A 13,643-nucleotide genomic window follows, 5' to 3' on the forward strand; every position below is an offset into this window, starting at 1 on the left:
TTAGATTGTTGCTGTATCAATTACAAAACGGTAACGGGCCTCTTTGTTTACCACCTTTTTCCACGCGTCATTTATTTCTTCCGCTTTAATGATTTGTATTTGCGGATAGATTTTATTTTCTGCACAATAATTCATTACCTCTTGTGTTTCTGGAATGCCACCAATCAACGAACCATTGAAATTTACCCTATTAAAAATCATATTGGTATTGTTGATCATCAGCTCTCCATTAATAGGTTGTCCTACTTGAGTGAAAAAACCATACGGTTTAACGCATGAAATATAATCTGACATCTCATAGGCATAAGGTACGGTTGAAATCATAAAATCCATTTTTCCAAACCATGGTTTTAATTTATCTGCCGAGTCCACAACAATAACTTCTCTTGCACCAAAACCTTTGATATCATTTACTTTTGAAGGCGAGGTTGTAAAAGCATACACTTCCGCACCTTTTGAAACAGCTAATTTAATTGCGATGTGTCCTAAACCTCCGATGCCTATTACACCAATTTTATCTCCTTTTTTGAATTTCGCTTTCATTAATGGTGAATAAGTAGTAATTCCTGCGCAAAGCAAAGGTGCTGCATATTGCAATTCTATGTTCTTAGGGATTTTGATAGCAAAATGTTCGATTACCACAATATTGGTGGAGTATCCGCCTTGTGTAATTCCTGTTGGTGATGATTTTTCGGGCGTGCCGTAAGTGCCTACCATGCCTGTGGTTTCACAATGTTGCTCTTCACCATTTTTACAACTTTCACAGTTCATGCAACTGTTTACCATGCAACCCACACCCGCTTGGTCTCCCACCTTAAACTTAGTTACATTTTTTCCGACTTCTGACACTATTCCTGCAATTTCATGTCCTGGAACTTGTGGATATCGCTGCTTTCCCCAATGTCCTTTTATGGTATGAATGTCCGAGTGGCAAATTCCGCAGAACTTGACGTCAATCATTATATCATTGTCGCCAACTGGTCTTCGTTCAAAATTCCAAGAAATTAATTTTCCCTGTTCATCTTTGCCGGCGTAACCTTTAGATTTTATATTCTTGCTCATCTTGTTTATTTTATTTGTTTGTGAAAAAAGTTTAAGTGGATTTGCCAGCAACACACCTGCTCCTACAATGGAAGTTTGCTGAATAAATTTTCGTCTTGATTGATGGTTTTTGTCTTGCATACTCCTCTATTTTTGTTTTGTGCGTTTAATTTTGGAAATATTAAATTCTCCTTCTTTTACTTTTGAAATGATTTGTTGAAAGATGATGTCATTAATGTTTTTAAGATGCTTTCAAAAAGAGGAAAGTTAAGGGCTTTCAAATCAATTTACCTGCTTGTTTTCCTTAAAATAATTTTGAAAATAAAGCGATAAATCATTGCTTTTTCTCCCTTCTATAACGCTGGAAGAAACGATAGCAATGTGTCTCATAATTATTCTTTATCGAAAATTTTATCTATTTCTTTTGAAAGTTTTACATCTTTTTCGGTAATGCTATCTTTGGCATCATGTGTAAATAGCAAGATTTCTACCTTGTTGTATACATTACTCCAATTGGGATGATGGCCCATTTTTTCAGCTGCAAAAGCAACCTTGGTCATAAAAGTAAAAGCTTCTACAAAGTTTTTAAATTCAAAACTGCGTTTTAATTGATTGTTTTCTTCTTTCCACATAATAGTTTATTTTTTGAATTGATTTTATAACTTGAACGGCATTAAATGGCTGATAAATTTTAATTTGTTGTAGTAGGCTTTTTTCAAGGTAGGTTTAACTTTTGTTATGTTTCCTTACCCCAATTTTTTTTCATATCATCATAAGCTTTTTTACTTACGGTTGATTTCCTTTTAGACTTAGAAGTACCTTCTTTCTTTTTCTTATTGATATTGTTTACCAAAGAATTTTTTTTTGCTGTCGCCATTGGTTTAAATTTTTATATCGTGATAGTTTCTTGAGTGCCCGTAACTAAATTATTTCCTGTGACAACCTATGCGACGATCTTAAAAGAGTTTATCATTCTGTTTAGTCCGGTATCCCAGCAGTAATCTTTGGTTGGAATTACTTTAATGATGGAAATATTGGGGTCTTCTTTATCTTTTTTGAACCAAATTTTTGCAATGAATGTCTATAATTCTTTAATTTTTTCTCTGTCTAAAATTATTTCTGCTTCACCGTTTACCACTAAGTAATTGGTTTCTGCAGGATGCGCAAAAAAGAGCTGTACATTTTTATCTGCAGCAATTGCTTTATTTTTATCACTGCTCTTTTTACCAAAGAACCAGATATTTCCCTGATTACAAACTTTGATTACTAACATAATTTGTCAAGTAGATCCATCATCTATTTGTAAATCGGTACAGAATAGACAAATAAATATATTATCAACTAAACTTTTTAGTTTATTAATGCTACTTTTTTGCTAAGATTTTCAATGTTACTTTTTTTTTATTAATTAATAATTACATTTTTATTATCTAATTAAAGAATGATTAAGGTTTGTGCGGACTGCAGAAGTAGTTGCACTCGCCCTTGTTTTCATGGTAATATCATCACCTTTTAGAACTACTTTCTCAAATAATGCAAGTACATGTTTGTGTCTGCTAACCGAAATATCGTGGTTTGTTTTTTAATATTTATTTCCTGATTTTTAATTTAGATTTCTCAAAGATAAATATAGGGGTAATTGGTAATCAGATTATTACGTAATTTATTAAATGAATTTCATAATTCACACGTTTTAAATGAGGAATGAGTTCATTGGTTTATAAACCACAATAGAATTAAAAATGGCAAACTATTACAGCTTCATTTTTCAGGACTGTTTACGTTTTTTTGTTTTATCGGGTGGCAAAAACACTCTTTAATTTTTTTTATCCAGTTTTGTGTAATGACAAAAAAAATGAAGATGTGTTTTATTTGTTGAAGATGATGGGCTTTTTTACAAATTTCATTGATACGTTTTTTACGGTAGCGCATAACGTCAGTTCGTTTAAAAACCATCAAATGAAGTCATTTTAGTTAATCAGTAAGTAAATATATATGATTTAAGCTACGATTAAAATTTTTTTTAAAAAAAAGAATTCTTCATTCTTAAAACAAAACAATCCGTAAAAAGCTTTAAAAACTGGTACTGGAACCCCAAAAACAAAGCCAATACTTTTAGATATTGTTTTTATAGATTTTGGTCTATTAAATTAAATATTCGACGCAGGTTGTAGGCTAAAAAATTAATCCAACATTAGCTGAGGCACGTTTGATGGTTTTCTTAGTTATGATATAATAAAAATCCCATTGGCGTTTTATTACTCTGTAGGGATGTTCCACGATGGCTTGCCTTCTGCCTTACACTTCATAATTATTTCCGATTCTAACCTTGTTTTGATAAATCAAATGGGCGAGTTGGGAGCGTTTAATGAGTCTGCCTTTGGCATTTTTAGTGCATTTTGTGAAGAGTTTGCAATTTGCACCGAATAAAGGTTTTTGAACAACGTGATCCTTCTTTAAGTTTTTTGGCGGCAGCCAAAACGCAATTTCCTAAGAAGACTTATTTTATGGGTTAGGGAACTTGTGTTTAAAAGTGAAGGGAAACACTTCACCAAACCTAAAATAGTTCATAAAAAAAAAGAAAACGAAATCCTCTTATAATCCCCTTTCACAATTTTACGAAAACTTTTTAGTGTTAACGGACGTACAATCGGTTCTCCCGTAAAAACGGGACAGGCTGTTTAACAGGAGTTTTATTGTTCGTGCTGCTAACGTAACGAAACTTTAGCTGTTAGGAAATAGTGCTTTTATTTATTCAAATATTCGATGTTTAAATAAATCTTTCATTTTTTCAAAATTCTGTTTTGGGTTTTTACAAATGTATATTCTCTGATACAGTTCTTCTTCGTTGTCTGCGTATGGATTATATATACTTTTGACAAGAGTTACTTTTTCAAAATATGGATTGAAAAATTCGCCAACTTGATAACTCAATGCAATTGCAGTATTTGGCATTTCTCCACCTGGTGTCCAACTATAATAACTTCCGTGATATGAAAATGCTTTTGGTAAGTTGTATTCTTTCCCAAATAAATTAACTGCTCCTGCTTGAGCATAATGTTTGCCCCAAATTTCACAATTTTGCTTTTCATTTTCTGGTAAACTATCAAAAACTTTTTTTAATTCGCTCATTGTTTTTTTCCATTTTTCCTGCGTATAATATTCATCATATTTCACACCATATTTTCCTCCAATAATATCTTTCTTTTCATATTTGTAAATGGAATGCAAATAATGATTGAAGGTATAAACGGGCATTCCGAATGAAATTAATATAGAACCTAAAAACAAAAGAAATGTTACGGGAAACATAACCCATTTATGATTTTGAATTACTTTTTGTTCCCAAAATATTGCTCCAAAGGGCAAAATTGTTAAAATGATTGGAAAGAAATAATACGATTTCCCATTATAGAATATCAATAAAAGAAAGGATAAAGTAATTGAAAATGCTAATGGTTTATAAAGTTCAGCTTTGTTAGATTTGAACATGTAAAATATTGCAGGAAAAATCAAAATTAGTGAAATGGGATTGGCTGCAAGAATTAAATTTTTCAAATTATCAATTCTCGAAATTTTATCTAATTGCGTTTCGTATAATCGGCTAAACATTTGCAATACTGGAAAATTGTTTACGTATTGCCAATAAATATTTGGCGAAACAATTAAAAGAGCAATTGCAATATGTAGCACAATATTTTGTTTCAAAATTGTTTCTCTTGTTCTTTTGAAAAAGAATAATGAAGATAAACCAAAAATAAAAAACAGAATATCATACTTGAATAAAAAACCGATTAATGCAAAAAATGTTAAATAGGTTAAATATTTTTGGTCAAGGTATTTTGTGTAACGAACTAATTGATAAAAACCTAAAGTCCAAAATAGTTGTCCAAAAACAACAGGTTGAAAAAGTTGTTGCGTACGTCCAAATGCTGGCGCAATGATTATGCATAATAAAGTTAAAAATAATGCTTTGTTTTTACCACCTAATTCAATTGTGATTTTTGCAACATAAATAACTATTAAAATGCAAGAAATATGAGAAAATAAATGATGAATATATAGAGAGTTGGAATTAAAAATATTTTGAATAAATGCTAACACTCCTATTAATGGTGGGAATTCCATATAACCAAATGCCAAATGTTTTCCGGTTTCGATATGTAATAATTCGTCACCTTGAAAACCCGAATGATAATCAGCAATTAAATGAAGGGTTAGTTTTATTATGCAAAAAAATGCAATTATTAGTTTATTCTGTTTTGTCATTTTTTGTTTTTGATTTTCTTTTTTTTCCACGTCAATCTCGCATTTCCTATGTTTTCAGTTCGTCTAAAAACCTTCGAACGAACTCATTTTAGTTAATCATTGAGTAAATATATATGATTTAAACTACAATTGAAATTCTTTTTGGAAAAAGGCATTCTTCATCTTTAAAATAAAACAATCCGTAAAAAGCTGTAATAAATGGTGTTAGAACCCCAAAAAGCAAAGCCAATACTTTTAAATATTGTTTTAATAGATTTTGGTCTATTAAATTAAAGATTCGGTGCAGGTTGTAGGCTGAAAAAATCAAACCGACATCAGTCAAGGTTTTGTCGAAAGTTTTTCAGTGCTAAATATTTCGAATAACTCCAGACGAAATGGTCTACCCAATACGAACAAATCCAGCCGGAATTATGGCAAAAACCATGGGTAGTATTCGCTAAGAAACCTTTTGGAAGTCCGAAGGCGGTGGTGGAATATTTGGGAAGATACACTCATAAAATCGCCATCAGCAATAATAGAATCAAGAGCATTGACGAGCAAAACGTGACTTTCGACGACAAGGATTACCGAGTAGCGGGCTTTAAAAAACAAATGACACTTACGCATCAGGAATTTATCAGGCGGTTTTCGTTGCATATTTTGCCCAAACGGTTTGTCAAAATGCGTCATTATGGTTTTTTGAGCAGCACTTGGAAGCGTCAAAAGCTGAAACTTTTGCAGGAAAAACTTAAGGTAAAAGTTTTAGAAAAAGCAGAAAAGAAGCCCTTTTTACCCAAGTGTCCTTGTTGTAAAACAGGCAATTTACACCGAAAAGCAGTTTTTGACCAGCGCGGTCCGCCTGCTTGGTATCTTGGCGGTAGCCAAAACGTTATTGCTTGTGAAAACTAATTTTACGGGTAAGGGAATTTGTGTTCAAAAGTGAAGGAAAATATGAAAAAAACCAAGGTTAAAATTAATCCAAAAAAACAGAGGGCCAAATTCTCATATACTCCTCTCTCACAATTTTACGAAAACTCCATAGTGTTGACGGCAGGTAGTCGGTTCCGTTCAACGCGGGTTTCATTGTTGGTGCTGCGCACGTAACGAAATCCTAGCTGTTGGCGGTAGTTCTTTATTGAGATAAAATATAAATCATAACTAATATAAAAGGTATGGAGTTATTTAAAATATGAAAAAAATATGAATGCAAAATATTATATTTATGAGTGATATAGCAAAGGAATATTCCACTGATTATTTTCTCAAAAATACTTATCAAATTAATCCATTCAAAATTTTCAAAATTTGTCAAATGCATAATTCCAAAACATATTGACGAAATAAAAATTAAAATTTTTAAATTATTTGTAATAAAATTAATTAGTAACGGATACCAATTTTTAAATAATAGGAATAATAATCCAGTAATTATCATCACTATTACCATAATTGCTTTTATCGTGTAATTACTAACAAAAGTTATCAATAATATTATATAAGAAATCAAACTAATAATAAATATTAATTTTGATCTGAATTGTAAAAAACCTCTAAAAGCAAATTCTTCAATTAAAGGAATTAAGAAAATAATTGGAAAAATTTTTGAAAAAGTAAAATTAGGCAAGTCACTCGACTCTATAAATGGTTCTTTTGTGACTATTCCTTTTACAAATAAACCAAAAAAATTAAAAAATGTCAGTATTACGAATATTATAAAATCCTGTTTGAAATTACTATGAAAAACTTGATTAGGATTTTTTATAAAGCATATAAAATCTTTACTTAAAAGGTTCTTAAAATTTTTGTTCATTTATCACATTATATTTTTAAAACCGTAACCAAATCTTAATTAGTATTTTGTAAATTAGCATTTTTTTTTCTTATTGATTTCTTCTATTTTTCACTTTTCTGCAGTTAGATTGCCTATTTCGGGTGGTAGTTTGGAGGAATTACTCTTAACGTCAGTTCGTCTAAAAACCTTCAAACGAACTCATTTTAGTTGATCAGTAAGTAAATATATATGATTTAAACTACAATTAAAATTCTTTCTTGAAAAAAGCATTTTTTATTCTTAAAACAAAACAATCCGTAAAAAGCGTTAAAAACTGCTTTTAAAACCCCAAAATACAAAGCCAATGTTTTAATAGATTTTGGTCTATTAACTTAAATATTCGGCGCAGGTTGTAGGCTGAAAAAATCAAGCTGACATTAGTCAAGGTCTTGTCAAAAGTTTTTAGGGCTAAATATTGCGAAAAACTCAAAGCGAAATCGCCTACTCAATATGAATAAATCCGGCCGGAATTATTTCAAAAACCATGGGTGGTATTTGCCAAGAAACCTTTTGGAAGTCCAAAATCGGTGGTGGAATATTTGGGACGATAAAGCCATAAAATCGCCATCAGTAATAATAGAAGCGAGAGCATTAACGAGCAAAACGTGACTTTTGATTACAAGGATTACCGCGTAGCTACCGTTAAAAAATAAATGACTCTCCCGCACCGGGAGTTTATCAGGCGGTTTTCGTTGCATATTTTGCCCAAACGATTTACTTCGTCAGTTCGCCCTTTGGGCTCGGGTGTGAAAATCCGTCATTATGGTTTTTTGAGCAGCACTTGGAAGCGTCAAAAGCTGAAACTTTTACAGGAAAAACTTAAGGTAAAAGTTTTAGAAAAAGCAGAAAAGAAGCCCTTTTTACCCAAGTGTCCTTGTTGTAAAACAGGCAATTTACACCGAATAGCAGTTTTTGACCAGCGCGGTCCGCCTGCTTGGTATCTTGGCGGTAGCCAAAACGTTATTGCTTGTGAAAACTAATTTTACGGGTAAGGGAATTTATGTTCAAAAGTGAAGGAAAATATGAAAAAAACCAAGCTGAAACCACTACGCAAAAAAAGAGGAACAAAATCCTCTTGACAATACCGCTACAATCTTTACGATAACTCCATAGTGTTGATGGCAGGAAATCGGTTAGGTTCAACACGGGTTTCATTGTTGGTGGTTCGCACGCAACGAAATCCTAGCTGTTAGCGGTAATTCTTTATTTTGACACTTTAGACTTCTGAATGTTCACAGCTTTCTGTTTTATCCATTGAATTGAAATATCAACTGGTGCTGTAATATTGCCAGAAGAAGTATTGTGTCCTAATGTTGAAAACAAGGTATATTCGAAAGGTTTGCCTAAAGCTTTCAAAGTATTTAATTGCTCCATACACAACTTTACTGGAATCTGTATATCTTTCTCACCAAAAAGCCAAAGTCCTGGAATTGAAAGAGTATTCAGAGAAATTTTTGGGTCAGTCGCCACGAATTGATACCTGTCTGGGTCATCTTTCGTATGTTTACGAGCATCAGATTCTGTGTGATTTTCCCAAAAGTTATTTTTTTCATTAGTATAAAACTGAAATCGAAGTTGTTCCAGCGTAGTGATTGTAGGGCAACTAAATAAAACCATAAATTCTATTTGTGGATTTTTATTTGCAGCAATTGGGATTATCCATCCTGCTTGACTGAAGCCAACTAATCCAATTGGTGTTTTTTTATCTTTCAAATATGTTCGAAATGCATTTACTGCTGAACTTGCATCCTGAGATAATAAATTAAGATTAGTAGTGTCAATATTATTCGTGCCAACAGATGGTCCTACATATACACCGCCAGATTCTCCAACTCCACGTTTATCATATGTCAATACAGCAATACCTTCTTTGGCAAGACGTTTAGCGAACTCCATTTCTCTTTTTACAGGATCGGACCCATGAACAACCACAACTGCTGCAAGTGTTTTTTTAGGCGTTAAAATCGAGCCTGCTAGAGTGACGCCTTGACTTTCAAACTTTACATCGTGAATGGTAAAGTCGGCAGATTGAGAAAATACCATTTCTGGTAAGGTTATTAATAATGACCAAAGAAATAAGTTAATGTTCATTTTGGTATAAGTTGAAAATTGTTTTGAATTGTCTCGGTCTTCGTTAACATTACCTATAACGTCAGTTCGTCTAAAAACCTTCAAACGAACTCATTTTAGTTAATCAGTCAGTAAATATATGTGATTTAAACTACAATAGAAATTCTTTTTGGAAAAAGGCATTCTTCATCTTTAAAATAAAACAATCCGTAAAAAGCGGTAACAACTGGTGTTAGAACCCCAAAAAGCAAAGCCAATACTTTTTGATATTGCTTTAATAGATTTTGGTCAATCAGGTTGTAATTCGGCGTAGTTTGTCGAAGGTAAAAATCAATCCTACATCAAGTAGTTTGAATTTGCAATCCGTGCCCGTCAAAATAATCAATGATATTATGTTTTACTTTATCTGTTTGAAATTTCCAAATTGCGGATTTTATATGTCGATGCACAATGAGTACATGGATTATTAATGAGCTATCGTTACTTAAAAAATGATAGATGAGCACTTCGGGTATAATGCAATACCCGTAAATTTCCATTGCTTTATTTTTTCTGCAAAAGTCCAATGATTCTATGATATTGCCAAAATACGTTTCTCTTGTAAATACATCTATCCAGTTTACTGTGGCAAAGCTTACAAAAAAGCTCCTGTACTTTCTCCAAATTTATATTTTGTGCTCATAGATTTAGCTTTTTTTTCTAACTCTTGTTTGCGGGCACGAGCGGGACGCTCGCGCTAGCAGGGGAGGCAAAAAACGGGAGTTGGTTTCTATTGGTTCCGTTACTGAATTTCATACTTAAATGTACAAAAAATACAAGCAATCAAAAAGAAGGTTATTAAACATTTTGACGTTCGCGCGCCAGACTTAGTCGCGGCTTGGGAAATGAGTTTTCTCCATTAAGAGAAAACGAAAATAGGAAAAATAAACCAACAATGAACTGAAAACCAGCGATTTCATTTGACGGGTTTTGTGCTGTCGTGCTTCTAATCCAAATCAATTATTATGGAAATGTTTTCTTTGATTCTGTCAATTAATTCAATTGGCAAGTTTCCAACTTTTTTAATCAATCGTTTATTGTCAATTGCTCTAATCTGATCAATCATGACATCACAATTCTCATGTAAATTTGCCATTCCTTTTTTTAAATGAACTCTTAAAATATTAGAATCTTTTTGAACTTTCGTTGTAATTGGACAAACAACTGTTGACGGATGCGGAATCTTATTTAATAAGTTTGTCTGAACAACTAAAACTGGTATAGTTTTTCCAGTTTCAGTGCCTATTTGTGGATTTAAATTGGCAATCCAAATTTCATATTGATTAATCTGCATAGTCAATTTTTTCAAAATCCTTTAAAATATTCATTGAATCTTTTTTGACTAAGCTAGATTCAATCTCAAGTCTTTTCTCTAAAATTTGCCTTTTTTGTACTTTGTTATAGTATTCAATTGCTTCGTTAATATATCTATTTCTAGGTATACTGATACGAGAAAGTATTTTTTCAGTTTCTCCAAATATTGAATCGTCTATTTTTAATGATACTGTTTTCATATGCTTTTAAATAATATTACAAATGTATATCTTTTTAGTATATCATAATCTCTTTGTGCGGATTTTTTCCAACATGCGGTACAACTTGCATATGGCCGCTGCAAAGTATAGATTATAAACCCAATTTTGGTTGGCTTTGCGTTACTTGGTTTGATCTTAACTAATTTAAAATATATAAATAAATCATTACAAAATTTCAAAGCAACTTTATATTGTCGTATACCACAATTTGCGTGAAGGATGGCAGTGAAGCTCTTTTACAGGCTGCCTTTTTTTGGCAGGCGATAAAAAGCGGGAACGTACAGCCTGACCCGCAGTTTTTACGGAGGGACACGCCCAAATTATTTTTCTTTTCCAGCCTGTGATTTTGTCAAATAACTGCCTAAAATTCAAAATGGTAAAATACTTGTTTGGGTTGCAAAAATTTTATAATTTTGCAGTCCAATTTTATTATGTAAATTAAAGAAGAAGATGGATATCAAAAGAGTAGCAATAGACGCTGTGAATGAAACAATTGTAATGACTGTTGTTCACATGGATTACAAAGGACAAGTAGCAAAAAGAATAAACGAAAAAATGCCTTTGGCAACGGTTAAAGGATTTAGAAAAGGTGCGGTGCCTAAAGATCTTGTTGAAAAACAATATGGTAAAGCAATCAAACAAGAAGAAATTCAAAAAGTGGTTGACTTAGCTTTGGAGCGTTTTGTACAATCAGAAAGATTAAACCTTCTTGGAACGCCACTTCCTAAAGTAGACGAGCATTTTTCTTGGGATGCTGAAGAACTGGTTTTCGAATATGAAATTGGTTTGGTACCTAACTTCGAATTGGATTTAGAAGCTAAAAATGACATTGTAAAATATGTGGTTTCTGCGGATGATAAAATGATTGAAGGTCAGGTAGAACGTATTCAAAAACAATTTGGAACTGCGATTCCTCAAGAGGTTGTTGCTGCAGATTCAGATGTAACGGGAACTTTCACAAACGAAGAAAAAGAAATTAATAACGCGACGACTATTGCTGCTGATCTTTTTAAAGACAAAGCGACTTTTGATTTATTCATCGGTAAAAAAGTAGGAGATGTTGTGACTGTAAATACAAAAGATTTATTTGAAGACGTACATCAATTGATGGACGTGTTGAAAGTAAGTCATGAGGAAGTTCACGAATTGGCGGTTGACGTAAATTTTACAATCGAAGCGATCAACACTGCTGAATTGGCTGAATTGAACCAAGAATTATTCGACAAATTGTTTGGAGCCGGAACTGTTTCTTCACTTGGAGAATTGAAAGCAAAAATCAAAGAAGATGCTGAGACTCAATTTGCACAACAAGCGGATCAAAAATTATTAGGGGATGTAACGGAATTTTTAATCGAAAGTACAAAATTTGATTTACCGGCTGAATTCCTTAAAAAATGGTTGCAAACGGTTGGGGAGAAAAAATTGTCTCCTGAGGAAGCAGAAGTAGAATATGTACGTTCTGAAAAAGGACTGCGTTTTCAATTGATTGAAGGTAGAGCAATGGCTCAATCGGATATCAAAATCACTTTTGAAGACTTGAAAACGTTCACTACAAAAAACATCCGTCAACAAATGGCGCAATTCGGGCAAACAAATCCTACTGACGAAGAAGTTCAAGGAATTGTAGCCAGAGTTTTGTCAAACCAAGACGAAGTGAAAAGACTTTCGGACCAAGTTGTTGCTGAAAAATTATTGGAATTGTTCAAAGAAAAAGCAAATCCTACCACTAAAGAAGTAACGTACGACGAATTTATTGCTGCGTCTTACGGAGAATAAATAGGAGTTTGTACTGTCATAAAGTTGAAAGTCAAAAGCCTTGAGAACGCAAGTGATTATTAAAATTTTATGATTTTATTACAAATACGAAACAATAAAAAATAGTTATATTTGAGCGTCAGAAAAAATATTTTTTGGCGCTCTTTTGTTTCAATTAATTGCAGGAGCCAATCCAGCTGTACGTTACAAGTTTTTTCTTCCGTTTCAGTTTTTTAAATTCCTGCAAGAGCTTCTTTCAGTCGCTTTGCACGAATAGAAAAACTAAAAAACGGAATTCAAAAAGCTTTTTACTTCCATCGGGGCTAAAAATAAGACATATTGACATCATTTAGAAATAGGTATGACCTTTGCATTAACTCGAATCACAAGATATTACGTAAAACTTAGAACAAAAAAATATGAACTACGGTAAAGAATTTAAAAAATTTGCTACAAAGGACCACGGCGTAAACTCGATGTACTACGATAAAATCGTAGGCGCAATGACTCCTAAAAACATGACTCCATATATCATCGAAGAACGTCAGTTGAATATTTCACAATTAGACGTTTTTTCCAGGCTGATGATGGACAGAATTATATTCCTTGGAACAGGAATTGATGACCAAATTGCAAACATCGTTCAGGCACAGTTGTTGTTCCTTGAAAGCGCTGATGCTTCTAAAGATATTCAAATTTATTTGAACTCTCCTGGAGGAAGCGTTTACGCAGGATTAGGGATTTATGACACAATGCAATACATCAAACCAGACGTAGCAACGATTTGCACAGGAATGGCAGCTTCTATGGGAGCAGTGCTTCTATGTGCCGGAGCAGCAGGAAAACGTTCGGCATTACCACATTCAAGAGTAATGATTCACCAACCATCAGGTGGGGCGCAAGGAGTTGCAACAGATATGGAAATCAACTTACGTGAAATGTTGAAACTGAAAGATGAGTTGTACAAAATTATCTCTCAGCATTCCGGACAAACTTTCGATAAAGTTCATACGGATAGTGAACGTGATTATTGGATGATCGCTGAAGAAGCAAAAGCATATGGAATGATTGATGAAGTTTTAATAAGAGGATAAATTATTGGTCGAAAGTCAAAAGTCGGAAAG

11 protein-coding genes and 2 pseudogenes are annotated in these 13,643 nt (G+C 32.8%); 4 read left to right on the forward strand and 9 right to left on the reverse strand.

Features of this window, described 5'->3' with window-relative positions; translation table 11 throughout:
* The 5 genes from ACP7AV_RS04345 to ACP7AV_RS04365 form a co-directional block, all read right to left on the reverse strand.
* Positions 1-1,182, reverse strand: coding sequence for an NAD(P)-dependent alcohol dehydrogenase (locus tag ACP7AV_RS04345; RefSeq protein WP_426090904.1), 1,182 nt, complete (start codon positions 1,180-1,182; stop codon positions 1-3).
* Positions 1,183-1,433: 251 nt separating this feature from the next.
* Positions 1,434-1,673, reverse strand: coding sequence for a 4a-hydroxytetrahydrobiopterin dehydratase (locus ACP7AV_RS04350; protein ID WP_131477599.1), 240 nt, complete (start codon positions 1,671-1,673; stop codon positions 1,434-1,436).
* 104 nt (positions 1,674-1,777) lie between these two features.
* Positions 1,778-1,918, reverse strand: a complete 141-nt coding sequence (locus tag ACP7AV_RS04355) for a hypothetical protein (protein ID WP_426090905.1) — start codon at positions 1,916-1,918, stop codon at positions 1,778-1,780.
* A 204-nt stretch (positions 1,919-2,122) separates the two neighbouring features.
* Positions 2,123-2,314: a pyridoxamine 5'-phosphate oxidase family protein gene (locus ACP7AV_RS04360; RefSeq protein ID WP_426090906.1), complete on the reverse strand. Its 192-nt coding sequence runs from the start codon at positions 2,312-2,314 to the stop codon at positions 2,123-2,125.
* A gap of 1,478 nt (positions 2,315-3,792) precedes the next feature.
* Positions 3,793-5,310 carry a glycosyltransferase family 39 protein gene (locus ACP7AV_RS04365; protein ID WP_426090907.1) on the reverse strand — a complete coding sequence of 506 codons (1,518 nt, stop codon included), beginning with the start codon at positions 5,308-5,310 and terminating at the stop codon, positions 3,793-3,795.
* A gap of 317 nt (positions 5,311-5,627) precedes the next feature.
* Here ACP7AV_RS04365 and ACP7AV_RS04370 point away from each other — a divergent pair.
* Positions 5,628-6,198 (forward strand): annotated as a pseudogene (locus tag ACP7AV_RS04370) (IS91 family transposase); the annotation flags it as partial.
* Positions 6,199-6,421: 223 nt separating this feature from the next.
* On the opposite strand, the gene ACP7AV_RS04375 reads toward ACP7AV_RS04370, so the two are convergent.
* Positions 6,422-7,099, reverse strand: a complete 678-nt coding sequence (locus ACP7AV_RS04375) for a CPBP family glutamic-type intramembrane protease (protein WP_426090908.1) — start codon at positions 7,097-7,099, stop codon at positions 6,422-6,424.
* A 401-nt stretch (positions 7,100-7,500) separates the two neighbouring features.
* Here ACP7AV_RS04375 and ACP7AV_RS04380 point away from each other — a divergent pair.
* A pseudogene (locus ACP7AV_RS04380) lies at positions 7,501-8,100 on the forward strand (IS91 family transposase); the annotation flags it as partial.
* Positions 8,101-8,323: 223 nt separating this feature from the next.
* Here the strand turns inward: ACP7AV_RS04380 and ACP7AV_RS04385 are convergent.
* The 3 genes from ACP7AV_RS04385 to ACP7AV_RS04395 all read right to left on the reverse strand — a co-directional run bounded on the left by ACP7AV_RS04385 (position 8,324) and on the right by ACP7AV_RS04395 (position 10,743).
* Complete coding sequence (locus ACP7AV_RS04385; protein WP_426090909.1) at positions 8,324-9,211, reverse strand: alpha/beta hydrolase family protein; 888 nt, start codon at positions 9,209-9,211, stop codon at positions 8,324-8,326.
* A 964-nt stretch (positions 9,212-10,175) separates the two neighbouring features.
* On the reverse strand, positions 10,176-10,523 hold the full coding sequence (locus tag ACP7AV_RS04390; RefSeq protein WP_426090910.1) for a type II toxin-antitoxin system PemK/MazF family toxin: 348 nt from the start codon (positions 10,521-10,523) through the stop codon (positions 10,176-10,178).
* Positions 10,513-10,743 (reverse strand): hypothetical protein, encoded by a 231-nt coding sequence (locus ACP7AV_RS04395; protein ID WP_426090911.1) that lies wholly within the window; start codon positions 10,741-10,743, stop codon positions 10,513-10,515. The genes ACP7AV_RS04390 and ACP7AV_RS04395 overlap by 11 nt, the downstream gene beginning before the upstream one ends.
* A gap of 471 nt (positions 10,744-11,214) precedes the next feature.
* On the opposite strand from ACP7AV_RS04395, the gene ACP7AV_RS04400 reads away from it, so the two are divergent.
* Entirely contained in the window at positions 11,215-12,540 is a 1,326-nt protein-coding gene (locus tag ACP7AV_RS04400) for a trigger factor (protein WP_426090912.1), read from the forward strand.
* 398 nt (positions 12,541-12,938) lie between these two features.
* The gene (gene clpP / locus ACP7AV_RS04405) at positions 12,939-13,613 is read left to right on the forward strand and encodes an ATP-dependent Clp endopeptidase proteolytic subunit ClpP (RefSeq protein ID WP_091202765.1); all 675 of its coding nucleotides are present in this window, start codon (positions 12,939-12,941) and stop codon (positions 13,611-13,613) included.
* Positions 13,614-13,643 lie beyond the last annotated feature (30 nt).

The sequence above is a fragment of the Flavobacterium sp. DSR3-2 genome, assembly GCF_049896525.1.
Classification (GTDB): Bacteria; Bacteroidota; Bacteroidia; order Flavobacteriales; family Flavobacteriaceae; genus Flavobacterium.